General features: G+C 62.4%; 16 protein-coding genes, 1 tRNA gene and 1 rRNA gene. 16 read left to right on the plus strand and 2 right to left on the minus strand.

What is annotated here, in order from left to right:
* The first annotated feature begins 107 nt into the window (after positions 1 to 107).
* The 14 genes from rrf (at position 108) to BM397_RS28590 (ending at position 12,736) form a co-directional block, all read left to right on the plus strand.
* Positions 108 to 222: ribosomal RNA gene (gene rrf, locus BM397_RS28525) — 5S ribosomal RNA — on the plus strand.
* 45 nt (positions 223 to 267) lie between these two features.
* Positions 268 to 344, plus strand: a tRNA-Met gene (locus tag BM397_RS28530).
* A 218-nt stretch (positions 345 to 562) separates the two neighbouring features.
* Positions 563 to 1,492 (plus strand): GSCFA domain-containing protein, encoded by a 930-nt coding sequence (locus tag BM397_RS28535; RefSeq protein WP_176807007.1) that lies wholly within the window; start codon positions 563 to 565, stop codon positions 1,490 to 1,492.
* 485 nt (positions 1,493 to 1,977) lie between these two features.
* Positions 1,978 to 3,612 (plus strand): peptide ABC transporter substrate-binding protein, encoded by a 1,635-nt coding sequence (locus BM397_RS28540; protein ID WP_092431464.1) that lies wholly within the window; start codon positions 1,978 to 1,980, stop codon positions 3,610 to 3,612.
* 67 nt (positions 3,613 to 3,679) lie between these two features.
* Entirely contained in the window at positions 3,680 to 4,603 is a 924-nt protein-coding gene (oppB, locus tag BM397_RS28545) for an oligopeptide ABC transporter permease OppB (RefSeq protein ID WP_092431467.1), read from the plus strand.
* A gap of 13 nt (positions 4,604 to 4,616) precedes the next feature.
* The gene (locus BM397_RS28550; protein ID WP_092431469.1) at positions 4,617 to 5,546 is read left to right on the plus strand and encodes an ABC transporter permease subunit; all 930 of its coding nucleotides are present in this window, start codon (positions 4,617 to 4,619) and stop codon (positions 5,544 to 5,546) included.
* 1 nt (position 5,547) lies between these two features.
* Positions 5,548 to 7,353 (plus strand): ABC transporter ATP-binding protein, encoded by a 1,806-nt coding sequence (locus BM397_RS28555; RefSeq protein ID WP_092431470.1) that lies wholly within the window; start codon positions 5,548 to 5,550, stop codon positions 7,351 to 7,353.
* Positions 7,354 to 7,570: 217 nt separating this feature from the next.
* On the plus strand, positions 7,571 to 8,218 hold the full coding sequence (acuR, locus tag BM397_RS28560; protein ID WP_092431472.1) for an acrylate utilization transcriptional regulator AcuR: 648 nt from the start codon (positions 7,571 to 7,573) through the stop codon (positions 8,216 to 8,218).
* 37 nt (positions 8,219 to 8,255) lie between these two features.
* Positions 8,256 to 9,233, plus strand: a complete 978-nt coding sequence (acuI, locus tag BM397_RS28565) for an acrylyl-CoA reductase (NADPH) (protein ID WP_092431476.1) — start codon at positions 8,256 to 8,258, stop codon at positions 9,231 to 9,233.
* 20 nt (positions 9,234 to 9,253) lie between these two features.
* On the plus strand, positions 9,254 to 9,955 hold the full coding sequence (locus tag BM397_RS28570) for a dimethylsulfonioproprionate lyase family protein (RefSeq protein WP_092431479.1): 702 nt from the start codon (positions 9,254 to 9,256) through the stop codon (positions 9,953 to 9,955).
* Positions 9,956 to 10,280: 325 nt separating this feature from the next.
* On the plus strand, positions 10,281 to 10,541 hold the full coding sequence (locus tag BM397_RS28575) for a hypothetical protein (protein WP_092431482.1): 261 nt from the start codon (positions 10,281 to 10,283) through the stop codon (positions 10,539 to 10,541).
* Entirely contained in the window at positions 10,534 to 10,857 is a 324-nt protein-coding gene (locus BM397_RS28580; RefSeq protein WP_092431485.1) for a tyrosine-type recombinase/integrase, read from the plus strand. Before BM397_RS28575 ends, BM397_RS28580 begins: the two co-directional genes overlap by 8 nt.
* Before the next feature lie 81 nt (positions 10,858 to 10,938).
* Positions 10,939 to 11,946, plus strand: a complete 1,008-nt coding sequence (locus BM397_RS28585) for a tetratricopeptide repeat protein (RefSeq protein WP_143187087.1) — start codon at positions 10,939 to 10,941, stop codon at positions 11,944 to 11,946.
* Positions 11,947 to 12,106: 160 nt separating this feature from the next.
* Positions 12,107 to 12,736, plus strand: a complete 630-nt coding sequence (locus tag BM397_RS28590; RefSeq protein ID WP_092431491.1) for a hypothetical protein — start codon at positions 12,107 to 12,109, stop codon at positions 12,734 to 12,736.
* Between the two features lie 2 nt (positions 12,737 to 12,738).
* Here BM397_RS28590 and BM397_RS28595 read toward each other — a convergent pair whose 3' ends face one another.
* Positions 12,739 to 13,722 carry a hypothetical protein gene (locus tag BM397_RS28595; RefSeq protein WP_143015476.1) on the minus strand — a complete coding sequence of 328 codons (984 nt, stop codon included), beginning with the start codon at positions 13,720 to 13,722 and terminating at the stop codon, positions 12,739 to 12,741.
* 19 nt (positions 13,723 to 13,741) lie between these two features.
* Here BM397_RS28595 and BM397_RS28600 point away from each other — a divergent pair, with 19 nt between their 5' ends.
* Together BM397_RS28600 and BM397_RS28605 are read left to right on the plus strand one after the other, a co-directional pair.
* Entirely contained in the window at positions 13,742 to 14,479 is a 738-nt protein-coding gene (locus tag BM397_RS28600) for a hypothetical protein (RefSeq protein WP_143015477.1), read from the plus strand.
* A gap of 11 nt (positions 14,480 to 14,490) precedes the next feature.
* The gene (locus tag BM397_RS28605; RefSeq protein WP_092431503.1) at positions 14,491 to 15,426 is read left to right on the plus strand and encodes a hypothetical protein; all 936 of its coding nucleotides are present in this window, start codon (positions 14,491 to 14,493) and stop codon (positions 15,424 to 15,426) included.
* 230 nt (positions 15,427 to 15,656) lie between these two features.
* Here the strand turns inward: BM397_RS28605 and BM397_RS28610 are convergent.
* Positions 15,657 to 15,990: IS5 family transposase (locus BM397_RS28610; protein ID WP_143187085.1), on the minus strand; the 334-nt coding region annotated here is incomplete at its 5' end.

The following is a 15,990-nucleotide window of genomic DNA, read 5'->3' on the forward strand; positions in this document are numbered from 1 at the left end:
AACCCGCTGCACCCAGCATGGAACCCCTGTCGGCCCGCAATCTGCTTCGCAGATCGCTTCCGCCGACCAGGCCCACATGCTGCTTGCAGCATGTGGGCCTTTCTCGGTTTGGTGGTCATAGCGCAAGCAAAACACCCGGCTCCATTCCGAACCCGGCCGTTAAGTGCTGCCGCGCCAATGGTACTGCGTCTCAAGACGTGGGAGAGTAGGTCACCGCCAAACCTAGTAAGGCCCACAAAACGTATCTCTCAAACGATCTCTCCCTGTCGCGGGATGGAGCAGCCCGGTAGCTCGTCAGGCTCATAACCTGAAGGTCGCAGGTTCAAATCCTGCTCCCGCAACCAATACATTCGCCGAAAGCCGCCCTTCGTGGGCGGCTTTCGGCGTTTGAGGGACGTTCTCTAGACGATCTAGGCATGGCGCAGCCGCCAAGGCTCGGCCTTCTGTGCCCAAAATCCCGCAACTCCTCTCACAGGCGACCGGCGTGAAAGTGGCTTATCTTGTGGTGGAGGTGGCAAGTGCCCATAAATAGGGGGTCGGTTCGGCGAAAGGGCACATGGGCATGACTCAACTTCGAAACATCGTGGTCACCACGGATGGGGTTCAGCAGCAGTTCAATGGGAGCTGGTACCGGGGCGAAACGACGAACTTCATCCCCTCCAAGGCGATGCTCGACACGCCTGGTGCACTGCTCAAATATATCCTGCATGGCTGGAGTCCCGAGGCGCCGTTTCTCGACAAGAGCACCCGGATCACCGCTTTCGGAAGTTGCTTTGCGCAGAATATCACCCGCTGGCTGCATGACCGGGGATATGCGGTCAACGGTAATGACCTGAACCTCGATGCGCACATCGTGCGGTTCGGCGAGGGGATCGTGAACACCTTTGCGATCCGGGAACAGATCGAGTGGGCGCTGGAGGGAAAGTCGCTCGACGAAGGACTTTGGTTCGGGGCGAACAAGGAGATCGTCCTGCCCACGGAGGAGGCGCGCGTCGCAACGAGAGACCTTCTGCTCGGCTCCGAGACGATCATTATCACGGTCGGCCTTTCCGAAATTTGGCACGACAAGCAAAGCGGTCGCGCATTCTGGCGTGCGATACCCTCTGAGATGTTCGACGAATCCCGGCACGGTTTCCGCCTGTCGACCGTCGAGGAGAACTTCAAGAACCTCCGCGCGCTGCGGGAGGTTCTGCTCAGGCACAATCCGAACTGCAAGCTGATCGTCACGCTGTCACCGATCCCGCTCATGGCCACCTTTCGTCCGATTGCCTGCCTGTCGGCGAATTCGGTCTCGAAAGCGGTCTTGCGCGTGGCGATCGACCAGTTCATGGCGCTCGGTCTCGAGGAGACATACTATTTCCCATCCTATGAAATCGTGAAGGATTTCTTTGTCGATCCTTATATCGAAGACAACCGCCACGTCCGCCCAGAAATAGTCGATTTCATAATGCAGGCTTTTGCGCATCAATATTGCCAGGATGAGGCTCTATAAGAATTATCTCCAGTAGTCTAATTGCGGAGACAAGCGCCCGTCCGGAATTGTGTCGGTCATAAGTCCACCCGCGAACTCACCGATGGAGAGCCAAGGCCCGAGCCGGCATCGTGGCGCCGCTGTCCATAGTGATCGCGATCGGAGGCGCGAGGGTGCGGCCGTTTCAACTGATAATCAGGTGTCACGCACCGGCGGCGCAGGGCCGAATCACCTTGTCACGCCAGCCCGTGCGGACTGTGAGCGCCTGCTCGGGATTACGATCTTGCGCAATGCCGCTATTGCTCTTGTCATGTTGGTATTAATTCTCGGATTTCGCGAAACCAAGACTTGCGTACGTAACGTCATCACAGGTTAGTGCATTGCGGGTATGCGTGCCGTGAGTATTTTGCCGCAATTCGCAGCCCGGCATGTCCGGGGCCGGGTCCCGAATGGCAACCCGGCGCGACAAGTCACCGAACAGCAAGTCACTGCTACAGGGAGAGGACATGACCCGCATTTCGCGACTGACGATGACGGCCCTTCTGTCGAGCACCATGCTCGCCGCAGGCATCACCGCCGCCACCGCGGCCACCCATCCGGAAACCGGCGAGGAACTGGCCGCAGACCAGACCTTCACCTATCGCCTGCTCGACGACATCAGCTCGCTCGACCCGCAGATCGTCGAGGACGTGGACGGCTCCGCCGTGTCCCGCGACCTGTTCGAGGGCCTGATGAACCAGGACGAGCAGGGCAACCTCGAGCCGGGCGTTGCCACGAGCTACGACGTCAGCGACGACAAGCTGACCTATACCTTCCACCTGCGCGACACCGCCGTCTGGTCGAACGGTGATCCGGTTACCGCCGGCGATTTCGTCTTCGCCTGGCGCCGTGCCGTCGATCCCGCGACCGCCTCGCCCTACCAGTGGTTCATGGAGCTGATGTCGATCAACAACGCGAAAGCGATCGTTGCCGGCGAGAAGTCCCCCGAAGAGCTGGGCGTGAAGGCGATCGACGATCACACCTTCGAGGTGACGCTTAGCCAGCCGCTGCCCTACTTCGTGCAGATGACCACGCATTCCACGACCTTCCCGGCACCGCAGAAGGTGGTCGAGGAGTTCGGCGACGCCTGGACCAAGCCCGAGAACATCGTTTCGAACGGTGCCTACGTGCTGACCGAGTACCGCCCGGGCGAGCGCATCGTGCGCGAGCGCAACGAAAAGTACTGGGACAACGAGCACACCATCCTCGACAAGACCGTCGCGCTGGTGATCACCGACGAGAACGTGGCGCTGACCCGTTACCTTGCCGGCGAACTCGACCGCACCGACGTGCCCGCAGGCCAGTTCCCGCGCCTGAAGAAAGAGCACCCGGAAGAGGCGATCAGCTTCCCGCGCCTGTGCAACTACTACTACACGTTCAACCTCAGCGACTCCGGTCCCGAGGCGTTCAAGGACCCGAAGGTCCGCCAGGCGCTGTCGCTGGCCGTGGACCGCGACATCATCGCTAACAACGTGAAAGCGGGCGGCGAGCCGCCGGCCTACAGCTTCACCCCCGAGGCGGTCGCAGGCTTCACCCCGCCGCAGAGCGAGATGGCCTCGATGACCCAGGCCGAGCGCGACGAGAAGGCCAAGGAACTTCTGGCCGAGGCCGGTTACGGCCCCGAGAACCCGCTCAGCTTCGACGTCATCTACAACACCTCCGAGGCGCACGAGAAGATCGCCGTGGTGATGACCCAGATGTGGAAGCAGAAGCTTGGCGTGCAGGCGAACCTCGCCAACATGGAGTGGAAGGTCTTCCTCGACACCCGTGGCCAGCAGGACTTCGACCTGGCGCGCGGCGCATGGTGTGGTGACTACAACGAGGCCTCGACCTTCCTCGACCTGCTGCAGAGCGACTCGGGCTACAACGATGGCAAATATGCCAACGCCGAGTACGACAAGCTGCTGGCCGAGGCGAAGACCGCCGAGGACACCACCCCGCTCTACACCGCGGCCGAAGAGATCATCGCCACCGATATGCCGGTGATCCCGATCTACCACTACGCCGGCGTCTACATGATGGACAGCGATGTGGGGAACTGGCCGACCGAGAACGTCGAGCAGAACTGGTATTCGCGCAACCTCTACAAGCTCGCCGAATAACCACCCCTAACCCGCCGCCCCTGCGCCCCGCGCTGCGGGGGCGGCGCCCTTTTCCGGATCCTCCAGAATGCTGACCTATGTCATTCGCCGCCTGCTGGTCGCGATCCCGACGATCCTTTTGCTGGTCGTCGCGTCCTTCCTGATGATGCATGTCGCACCGGGCGGGCCTTTCACCTCGGAACGGCCGCTGCCGCCCGAAGTGCTGGCCAACATCAACGCGCAATACGGGCTCGACCAGCCGCTGTGGAAACAGCTCTGGGACTATTTCTATAACATCGTCGCCCATTTCGATTTCGGCCCCTCCTTCGTGCAGAAGGACCGCAGCGTGAACGATATCATCGCGCAGGGCTTCCCGATCTCGCTGACCTACGGCTCGCTGGCCTTCCTTGCCGCGAGCATCGTGGGGGTTGGTCTCGGCATCGCCGCCGCCATCCGCCACAACACCTGGATCGACTATTTCGCCGTGTCGCTGGGCATTGCCGCGCAGGCGCTGCCGAACTTCATCATGGGCCCGATCCTGATCCTGACCTTCACGCTCTGGCTCGGTCTGCTTCCGGGCGGCGGCTGGAACGGTGGCCAGTGGCAGTACCTGATCATGCCGGTGATCGCGCTCTCCACTTCCTACATGGGCTCGATCGCGCGGATCACGCGCTCGTCCATGCTGGAAGTGCTGAACTCGAACTTCATCCGCACCGCGCGGGCCAAGGGCCTGTCGCACAAGGCGATCGTCTGGCGTCACGCGCTGAAGCCGACGCTGCTGCCGGTGATCTCCTACCTCGGCCCGGTCTTCGTCTACGTGCTGACCGGCTCGGTCTTCGTCGATCTCTACTTCTCGACGGGTGGCCTCGGCCAATCCTACGTCAGCTCTGCGCTGACCCGCGACTACGCAGTGCTGCTGGGGGTGACCATCCTCTACGGCGCGCTGACCGTCATCGTTAACCTTCTGACCGACCTCGCCTACGCCTGGTTCGATCCGAAAATCCGCTACTGAGGAGGCTGACCCCGTGTTCGGAAAATCCGAAAAGGCGGCGGAACTGGCCGCCGACATTACCGACTTCAAGGCCGTCCGCGGTCGCTCGCTGTTCCGCGACGCCATGGGGCGCTTCCTGCGCAACAAGGCCGCCATGGCCAGCGTCTTCGTGCTCGCCCTGATCGTCGCCTTCGTCGTCATCGGGCCGCTCTTCGCGGTCTGGGACAACGAGGAGATCGACTGGGCCCGCATGGGCGACATTCTCGCGCAGGGCGCGCCCTCGATCGAGACCGGCCACTTCTTCGGCCTCGACGAGCTGGGCCGAGACCTGTTCTCGCGCACCATCCAGGCGACCCAGACCTCGCTTCTGGTGGGTCTTATCGGCGCCGCCATGGCGCTGCTCGTGGGCACCGCCTGGGGCGTGATCGCGGGCTTCTACGGCGGAAGGCTCGACAGCGTCATGATGCGCATCGTCGACATCCTTCTGGCGATCCCGCTGACGCTGATCCTGATCCTCATCCTCGTGGTGGCAGGCCGGAACTTCGTGACGCTGTTCATCGCACTCGGCGCGGTCTCCTGGCTGACCATGGCGCGCATCGTGCGTGGCCAGACGCTGGCGCTGAAGACCCGCGAGTTCATCGAGGCGGCGCGCGCTGGCGGCGTGAGCGAGGGGGCGATCATCTTCCGCCACATCCTGCCGAACCTCATCGGCGTGGTCATCGTCTACGCCTCGCTGCTGGTGCCCGAGATGATCCTTGCGGAAAGCTTCATCTCCTTCCTCGGTCTCGGCATCTCGGAACCCATGACCTCGCTCGGTCGTCTGATCGCCGAGGGCGCGGGCACCATGGGCTACGGCACGCTGTGGCAACTCCTGTTCCCGCTGTTCTTCTACGTCACGATCATCATCACGATGTTCTTCATCGGCGATGGCCTGCGTGACGCCCTGGACCCGAAGGATCGCTGACATGACCATTCTTTCCGTGAAAGACCTCAAGGTCGGTTTCGAGACGCAGGACGGCCTCGTTCAGGCGGTGAAGGGCGTCTCCTTCGACATCCGCGAAGGCGAGTGCCTCGGCATCGTCGGCGAGTCGGGCTCCGGCAAGTCGCAGAGCTTCATGGCTGCCATGGGCCTGCTGCCGAAGAACGGTCGCGCCACGGGATCGGTGAGCCTGCAAGGATCCGAGATCCTCAACCTGCCGGTCTCGCAGCTCAACAAGGTGCGCGGCGATAAGGTCGGGATGATCTTCCAGGACCCGCTGACCGCGTTGACCCCGCATCTCAAGGTGGGCGAGCAGATGGCCGAGGTGCTGAAGGTGCACCGCGGCATGTCCGGCCGCGAGGCGGAAAAGCACTGTCTCGACTGGCTCGAGCGCGTGCGTATCCCCGAGGCAAAGCGCCGTCTCAAACAGTATCCGCACGAGCTGTCGGGTGGCATGCGCCAGCGCGTGATGATCGCGCAGGCGATGCTCTGCGAGCCCAAGCTGCTGATCGCCGACGAGCCCACCACCGCGCTCGACGTGACCGTGCAGGCCGAGGTTCTCGACCTCATGGACCAGCTCAAGCGCGAGCTCGGGACCGCCATTGCCCTCATCACCCATGACATGGGCGTGGTGGCGCGCATGTGCGATCGCATCAAGGTCATGCGCCTCGGCGAGTTCGTCGAGGAAGGCGAGGTCAACGAGATCTTCTCGCAGCCGCGCCACGACTACACCCGCCGCCTGCTCGACTCGATGCCGCGCATCGACAAGGGCGAGGCCGGGGGCAAGGTCGAAGGCAAGGAGATCCTGCGCGTCGACGACATGAAGGTGCACTTCCCGATCAAGGTCGAGGGCGGGCTCTTCGGCAAGACCGTGCCGCTGAAGGCGGTGAACGGTGTCAGTTTCGGCCTGCGCGCCGGCGAGACGCTGGGCATCGTCGGCGAATCCGGCTGCGGCAAGTCCACGCTGGCGCGTGCCGTGCTGCGGCTGGTCGATCCCACCGGCGGCAACGTCAGCTGGCTGGGCAAGCCGCTGCACGCGCTCGACAAGCAGGCGCTGAAGAAGGAACGCAAGGACCTTCAGATCGTCTTCCAGGACCCGCTGGCCAGCCTCGATCCGCGCATGACCATCGCCGATTCCATCGCCGAGCCGCTGAAGACCTACCGCCCCGAGCTGACCAAGAGCGAGCGGCGCGAGGAAGTGCTGCGGATGATGACCCGCGTGGGTCTGGAGCCGGAGAAGTACAACCGCTACCCGCACGAGCTTTCGGGCGGCCAGAACCAGCGCGTGGGCATCGCCCGGGCGATGATCAACCGGCCCAAGCTGATCATCTGCGACGAGGCGGTCTCGGCGCTCGACGTTTCGATCCAGGCGCAGATCGTGAAGCTGCTGAAGGAGCTGCAGGCCGAGTTCGGCATGTCGATGCTCTTCATCTCGCACGACCTGTCGGTGGTGCGCGAGATCTCGAACCGGATCATGGTGCTCTACCTCGGTCGCGTGGTCGAAATGGGCGACGCCGAGACGATCTGCTCGCAGCCCGCGCATCCCTACACGCAGTCGCTGATCTCGGCGGTGCCGATCCCCGACCCGGTTGCCGAGCGCGCGCGGACCCGCATCCGCCTGCCCGGAGAGCTGCCCTCGCCGCTCGACGCCAAGGCGGCGTTGCGCTTCCTGCCCTCGCGGCTGGCGGCGGGTGATGTCGACTACGTGCCCCAGCTCGACCAGATCGCGCCGGGCCATTACGTGGCCGAGCACGATGATCTCGAGCGGATCATGAAATCCGACGCGGCCTGAAAGAGCCGTTATCGGTACTGACTGGGGCGGGCCTTCGGGCCCGCCCTTTTTCGTTGCGAGAAAAGCGTCGTGCGGATCGGAGCCGGGCGTGTGCCTGACCGTGGGGTGGCGCACTGACCGTGGGCATGGGCGCCTTATCCCAGCCAAATCCGGGCGATCCAGAGCTTGGTCACAACGTCGCGTAGATTTAATAGACAGATTGGTCTAATAATAGTCCATGACCCAAACCGACTCGCCCCTCAGCCCCTCCGACAGACCCCGCCGCGGCCGTCCTCGCGGCACGCCGGATGCCTCCGAGGCCCGGCAGAAGCTGATCCGCGCCGGGCTCGAGCACCTGACTGAAAAGGGCTACTCCTCGGTCGGCGTGGACGAGATCCTCAAGGCGGCGGGCGTGCCGAAGGGCAGCTTCTACCACCACTTCAAGGGCAAGGCCGACTTCGGCCTCGCGCTTGTCACCGCCTACAACGCCTACTTCGTGGAGCTGCTCGACCGCGCCTTCCTCGATGAGGCGCGCGCGCCGCTCGACAGACTCCGGATGTTTACCGAGAAGGCCGAGGAGGGCATGGCCCGACACGGCTTCCGCCGCGGCTGTCTCGTCGGCAACCTCGGGCAGGAAATGGGGGCGCTGCCGGATGACTTCCGCGCCGCCCTGACCGGCGTGCTCGAGGAATGGCAGGCCCGCACCACGCGCCTGCTGCACGAGGCGCAGGCGCAGGGGCAGTTGGGTCCGAACCATGACCCGGACGCCCTCGCAGAAACCTTCTGGATCGGCTGGGAGGGCGCGGTTCTGCGCGCCAAGCTCGAGCTGCGCCCCGAGCCGTTGCGCCGCTTCGCCGCCACCTTCTTCCGTCTCATCGAACGCTGATCCCCCGCGATCCCCCAGAAAGCTGAAAGGACCCCCAATGAAGGCCATCCTGATCGAAAAGCCCGGCGACACGCAGACCGTTTCAGTGACCGAGGTCTCGGAGACACAGCTGCCCGAGGGCGACGTGCTGGTCGACGTCGCCTACTCGACGCTGAACTACAAGGACGCGCTGGCGATCACCGGCGCTGCGCCGGTTGTGCGCAGCTTCCCGATGGTGCCAGGCATCGACTTCGCCGGCACCGTTGCCGAGAGCGGCCATCCCGATTTCAAGCCCGGCGACCGGGTCGTGCTGAACGGCTGGGGCGTGGGCGAGGTGCATTGGGGCGGTCTGGCCGAGCGCGCCCGGGTCAAGGGCGACTGGCTGGTGCCGCTGCCCGAGGCCATTGACCTGCGGCAGGCGGCGGCGATCGGCACGGCGGGCTACACCGCGATGCTCTGCGTGCTGGCGCTGGAGCGGCAGGGGGTGACCCCCGACAAGGGCGAGATCGTCGTCAGCGGCGCCGCAGGGGGCGTCGGCAGCGTCGCTACGGCGCTTCTTGCCGCGAAAGGCTACGAAGTGGCGGCGGTCACCGGTCGTGCCTCCGAGGCGGACTACCTGCGCGGCCTTGGGGCGTCTTCGGTGATCGACCGCGCCGAGCTGACCGGCAAGACCCGCGCGCTGGCCAAGGAACGCTGGGCCGGGGGTGTCGACGTGGCGGGCAGCACGGTGCTCGCCAACATGATCTCGATGATGAAATACCGCGGTGTCGTCGCCGCCTGCGGGCTGGCCGCGGGCATGGACCTGCCGGCCTCGGTCGCGCCCTTCATCCTGCGCGGCGTGACGCTGGCCGGGGTGGACAGCGTGATGTGCCCCAGGCCCGACCGGATCGAGGCCTGGACCCGTCTCGCGAGCGATCTCGACCTTGGCAAGCTCGAGGAGATGATCACCGAACTGCCCTTTGCCGAGGTGATCGAGACCGCGCCGAAATTCCTCGACGGAGCGGTGCGCGGGCGTATCGTTGTTCCGGTCAGCTGACCTTTGCGGAGCCTCCAAGGATGAACGATCTTACCGAGACGCCGGCCGCGACCCTGCGCCTGCAGGACTGTCCGAATTGGCTCTACCTCCTGCGCGAGTATGACGCGCTCTACCGCCACGGCTCGGCAGGGGGCAGCCGGCTGATCCGCGGGCATCGCAAGCGGGTGCGCGATGCGCTGGCCTCGATCATAGACGCCAACCCCGAGATCACCGCTCGCGCGCCCGAGGTGAAGCCGGTGACGGCGCACCTCGGGCGGGCTCTCGATCTCGGCGAGCGTGGTGCGGTGAGCGGCATGGCGCGGGCGCTGTCGCGCGTCGCGGACCAGCTCACATGGGAGTATGGATATGCCAAGGTGCCAAAGGCGCTGGCGCGCAAATACGCGTATTTCGAGGTCCTGGGCCCACGCGGTCCGGTGCGTGCCGAAAAGCTGGTGCTGGGTTTCGTGCTCTTTGCCCCGAACACCACCTACCCTCAGCACAGTCACCACGAGATCGAGGAAAGCTACATCTCGGTCGCGGGGGCCTGGTCCGAGAACGACGCGGCGGTGCACGCACCTGGCTCGCTGATCTTCAACCGGCCGGGGCTGGAGCATCGGATCACGACGGGCGAGTTCGATCCCTGCCTGCTGGCCTATGCCTGGATCGGCTCGGAGGAGCGGCTGACCACGCCGGGCATGAAGCTCACGGCGCCGCGCAAGGCGCGGATGGCTCAGGGTATCTGAGGCTTTTCGCAGGGCTGGAATAACCAAAGGCGCCCCGAGGGGCGCCTTTTGCGTAAATGGTCGGAGTGAGAGGATTCGAACCTCCGGCCCCTGCCTCCCGAAGATCGTGTCCAGCCGCCAAACTATTGATCTTTGGTCGCACGCGCCCTGTTTTATGGGCGGCGTCGTCCTGCTTTGCCTGACGAGCCATAGCTCGCAAGGTTCATTGAACCGGAGGGAACTGTCTCTCAGCTAACCTGACATGCTTTCTGAACGCAGATCACTCTAGGGCGACCTGAAAAACTGGCGATGCGGAGTGTGAATTGGATTTGGTTGCGGAGTAGCCATGGCGATGAGTGCGAAGGAACGGAAGCAGAGGCATCTCGAGCGTGAGCGCGAATTGCTGCGGCACCTAGATGACTCGACGTATGCGTATCTGTCGACGCCATTCTGCCAACAGGTTGCTAGAGATCCAAACTGGAGCAAGGTAACACTTGCCTTGGAGCTAGCAGGCTTCGAAGGGCCGGTAATTGAGACGGACGAAGGTCCGGAAAAGTTCACACTCGAGGACGCATTGCCAACGGACGAAGATCGTGCCCATGAATGAGACCATACACGCAGCGCTGCTTGAAGCGCGGCGGGCCGCGCTCTCGGATCATGTCAACGAATGGGCCGCGAAGCCGGTGGGGTCGATCAAGCGGGGCTTTGCGCGCGCCGTGAAGAGCGCTGGGCTCGAGGACGTGTCGCCACACATTCTCCGGCACACCGCCGCCGTTCTTATGGCCGAGGCCAGCGTGTCGATGGACGAGATCGCGCAGTATCTAGGGCACTCGGAGACCCGGATCACCGCCGCTGTCTATACCCGGTTCTCGCCTAGCCACCTCATGCAGGCGGCGAAGGCACTTGAGTTCGGGAGGAAGTAATTGGCAAGCGAGCGTATAGTCTTGCGGTCTGTGAAGTGGTTGACGCACTCTGAATGCGATGTGTGATGGAGGCAAAGAACCTTGACCCCTCTCAATGCTGAGCTTGCCGCAGTTTATCTCCTCGATGATGTGCCTGGCGCTGCTATTCCCGGAAGTCGCCTATACACTATCCTTCAGAGAATTGACGCTGGCTCTGCGCTGACAGTCTTGCAGGAATACTACTTGCAAGAGCGCGGGTATGAGGCCCTGCTGGAGTTGGCTAGCGGGAAAATGGACCGCGAGGCGTTCCGGACAAAATCTCGGAAAGAACTCGAGAGACGACTCAGCGAGAAAATTAAGGCCGAGCAGAGAGAGTTGACAGAGCGCCGCCGAAGGGATGAGGCGACTGAGAGAACCAACAGAGCTCATTTTGCAAAGAAGGAAAAACAACTCGAGCGTCGCCGTTTTCGAGACCGGTTCGGCCAAGGCTACATTGAGCGGCAGCATTATGGGCGGGTCATGCGGATCCTTCGATCGGTCGCAGACGGGGATCCGCTCAATGCGGATGACATCACGTGGTTGGGCTCGATTGGGTCGGACTACTGGACGGCAGAGCTTCGTATAACCCACCATTTCAACCAAGCTAAAGCACTTACCGAAGCGTGGCGTCAAACAGGTGATGCTTGGCAAGCTATAAATGCCTGCGCGCATTGGCGGAAGGCCGGTCAAGCCGAAACCGGCCTCTCGATGGCCCAGAAGGTGCTCGATGAGGCCGTTGACAGGAACCTGCGGTCAGCCGCGCTTACAACGCGGGGCGGAGCGTTGCGTGACCTGAAACGGTATCAGGAGGCAGGCCAGTCCGGTGAAGAGGCGCATACCGTAAGCCCAGCCGACTTTCGTCCATGCACGCTGTTGGGAGCAGTCCACATTGAGATGGGGGACCATACCGCGGGTGCAGAGTGGTATGAGAAGGCGGAAGCCCGAGGGGCCACAAGGGGCTCGGTCGATCGAGAACTCCGGTCGATCCTGGCAGCAGCTACGGTAAAGGAACGCGACGCCATAAAAACGGCACTCAAGGCGCGAGACCCTCAACGCTACGATTGGCTATAGCTGCAGAGTCGAAGCATATCTTCACCGTGAGAGACATGGCGGTCGCATGCTCGATGCACTGCGAGCGCATTCGGCTTCACAGAGTGCCAGGATTTCATTGACTTTTTATACCCAGCTGTTTCGACTAAGGCAAAACTATGTCGGTTCTCAGGAAGAATTCATGATCAAAACGATTGCTACCACTTTGCTAGGCATCTCGCTCGCCATCCAAGTTTCGGCGCAGACGCTCTCCCCTGACGACATCAAGCGGATGTTGGACGAGCAGGCAGCCGCCCCGAACCCCTATGCAGCGCTGCTCAATGACCCCGATCCGGCACGCTCGATGGGCGCCATGAAGATCATGATGGAGAGCGGAGATCCGAAGCTCGAAGAGATGGCAATGGAGTTCGGGTTGCTATCGTCTGATGCTGCTGTGCAGCGTTTCGTCGTCGAGCGCATCTTGGACCAGACACCGAACCTTTTTGTCTCGATGGATGGGACCGCTCTCGATGAGAACAAGAGAGCTTATTTGGGGCACCTTGCAGTAACGGGCATGGGCGGCACCATCGAAACGAATGGTATGGCATATGGCCGTTGGACCATCGGAGAATACTCTCAACAGGAAGAGTGCTGGAAGTGGGATCGAACATGCGCGTTCGTAAGCCGACCCGAGGGTTTCTTTGTCACAGGCAGGAAAGCTAACGTCAGCTTCGATGGACGCCTCGAAGTGACGGCGGATGGACGCTTGGCGGGTATCCTCCGGACCGATGAGGGTTTCGTTGTGCCAGCATCGATCACCCTATTGGACTGACTTTACTCAACGACGATCCGATCGAGAGCAATCGCGCCGCTGCTCCAGGCACTCCCGATAACCACTTTGACCCAACGCGCATTGCGGCCAGCCAGTGGCCCGGTATCGAATACGCCGTCTGGCCGCATCTCACCTTGTGTCCAAAAGCGGAAACTGCTGCCGCTTGGGCTGGCGTCGATGAATATAGAGATTGCCTTCGGGACCGCGTAAGCCCCCTCCGAAGGCGCAGTCATCATGACACGCTGGACGGAGGTGGCGCTGCGTTCCCCGACGCGGAAGACGAGTTCAACACGTCCGTTGGGTTCCGCGACCCAAGCGCCCACCCCAAGCAGATTGTCGACGCCGTACTGGGGGAGCACGGCAGCAACACTCGAGCGAAGATCACGGATCGCGAGGCCGTCACTTGGCAGTGACTTGTGCGAAGCTGCAGTTGGCGCAAACGCGCGTCCTTGCTCCGAAAGGTATCTGCCGAGATTTAGTGCGATCTCCTCCGAGCGCATGAAGGATGCGCGGGAGGGGTCATCCGAAGTCACGGCCATTCCGATTGGTTTCCCATCAGCGAAGGCAAACGAGCCCGACGTGCCTTGCATTATCACGTCGCCGTCGCCGACCAACTCTCCGGCAAAGCTCAAATAGTCTCTGTCCAAGACGCGTATAGGCACACGCTCTTCCTCACCCAGCGGCGAGAGACGCAAGAGATGCGCCCGCCCAGCGGCTCGTGCGGCCGTGGAAGGCTCTAGATCTGTCAGTTCCGCGATGCAGCGCTCAAAGAGTGGGCCGCGGTCCAAAATCGCGACGGCAAGGTCGATACCTGGCCAGAACGGTTTCACGACCGTCGCCTGGTCGCTTTCAACCGGGGCAGACGTCATCAGCGTTACTTTCGGAAGCGGACCGGCCACGTGCTCGGGCAGGGCGGCGTAGCAATTGCCGGCATGGCGGAACATCCAGCCTTGACCGAATTCGCCAAGTCCGTTCTGAATTCTCACGGTTTGGCTCGAGGCGGTATTGGCAGAAATCAATGCAGCGCCTAACGTGACGAGACGAAAGGTTTTGATTATGCGTCGGATTATTGCCATCTCGGTCTGCCTTACTTTGGTCTCACTGCAGGCTATGGCGCAGCCCATCGAGCTTGCAACGGAAAAGGGCACGCTGGAAGAAACGTTCCGCGAAAGTGCTCGGATCTCGGGTAGCCTGTTGGTGGGGGCGCAGCGGGCGGGCTCTGGCGAAACTGACGTCGGCATCGCCGCCGAAATCCCTGAGGAATGGGCAGGTGACACGGTCTGTGTGCGCGTTGTGTCGGTCGACGGCCTTTACGCAGCCTCCAATCCATACCGGATCTCGACAGGCTGGAGTGGTGGCGCGGCACAGTTCCCCTATCCGACCGCGCATCACGACTTTCTCGCAGGCCGTCCGGACGGTGCCATCGGTGTGAGGGTGACGCGCTCACCATGCGATGCACCGGAGGGCGAGGTGGCATTGGCCTCTTGGCGCGGCGCAAGCGGTGCCCCAACCCTGTTGCTCAATTCGTTCGGGGCTGAGGCTGTCTTTGCCTATGTCGGCGGCTCTGCGACGCCTGTTCGTTGCACGTCCATGGGACTTCCCGGTCAGTCTGCATACGACGTGGGCTGCTCCCTTGACGCTGCCCTGTCCCAAGGAGATGAATCGTCGATCGAGATCCTGCGGATCGTTAAAGGAAAAGCGGCGCCGCAGCACACCATTGACTTACGGCTTATCCGACAATGAGCAGAGTATTCTTGTTCTTCACTTTTCTGATGCTGTTGCCGTTTCGGAAGTGGGCTGAGTTCTGCATGCGTTGGTGCGGGCGTATTCTCCTCCTTGGCATGGTAGTGTTCATTTTGGTTTTCGCTGCGCTTGTGACTTCCGGGGCGGAACGCAGCTTTCTTGTCGAGTCGCGGAGTGACACGGTAACCCTCACTTTCGACCGTGGGGTGAACGCTTGGAGCTTGAGAGAGGCAGTGCTGTGCGAGCCTGTGGCTGTGCCTCGGCTCGGAGCGACAGATGCCTGTGGCGCAGCATATGCACCGCCATCGGTGCCAGCGGAGCAGTTCATCGAGTGGCGTGCAGATGCCACTGTCGGCGTCGGGGGCACGCGGGACGGTGGGTTAGAGGTGCGCATCTTAGGTGGCATGGAGCCTGAGTTTGCGGACGGGAGCCGGTTACTTGTTTCCCCATCGGGTTGGGCTGATACGGGAGCGCTGACGTTTCGAGGTGGCGCAGAAGTGGGTCGAGACATGGCTTCGAACGTCGCGAGCTACCTTCACAGCGGCAGGTGGGAAGCGCGCGAGGAGGGGCCCGTAACTTCATTCCTGCGGAGTTCCACGGAGGTAATCAAGACCGGAACACTGGCGACTGGCGCGGTCGTTACTGTCCTGCGTGAGGACTCTCCCGCGCAAGTCCACGGCCACATTGTTCCAGCGCCCGAAGGCGGCCTATCGGTAACCTTGCTGTCGGAGTTTGGGGACACCGCGCTTTCCATCCGGCAATTTGGCCTGGACGGCGCGGTGTTGGTCAAGCCCGACTGGGTAGACGTGGCAGTCTCAAGCCCACTCCTTTTGGCTATCATCGGCATCATCACCGTCGCTGCGACTGCAAACCAGCTTTTTTCCCCAAACCAACTGCGTAGTGGAACCCAGCTCGACAGGTCACGGTCGCCTGAAGAGCGGGAATAGCTCCTCTCGAATGGGGGCGGAGGATGCGTCTCGCGCGTCGGGCCGCGATGGGCGAATGAGGGCGTGTCGTAGGTAGCAACCCCGAGCGCATCTGGCGTGACTGAAGAGTGGCAAGGCATGCCTATGGACGGACCGAGGCAAAAATAGGAATGGCTTCGTTTCCAGGGACCCACCGGCTCTTGCACTAGCGCGTCAGCGCCCCAACCATGCGGTGCTCCTAGGCTCAGGACTCATAGCCAGTAGATCACAGTAGCGGCGAGGGCGATGACTGACAGGAAGACCTTCGGGCATCGATCATAGCGAGTGGCAACGCGACGCCAGTCCTTGAGCCTGCCGAACATGATCTCGATCCGGTTTCGGCGTTTGTAGCGGCGCTTGTCATACTTCACCGGCGCCTTGCGCTGTTTTCGTCCGGGGATGCAGGCGCGTATCCCTTTGTCTTTCAACGCTTCCCGAAACCAGTCGGCGTCGTAGCCGCGATCCCCAAGCAGCCAGTCGACATCCGGCAGACTGTCGCAAAGGGCCCGCGCGCCGACGTAGTCGCTCACCTGGCCTGCTGTGACG

This window comes from Alloyangia pacifica, from assembly GCF_900116195.1.
GTDB lineage: Bacteria > Pseudomonadota > Alphaproteobacteria > Rhodobacterales > Rhodobacteraceae > Salipiger > Salipiger pacificus.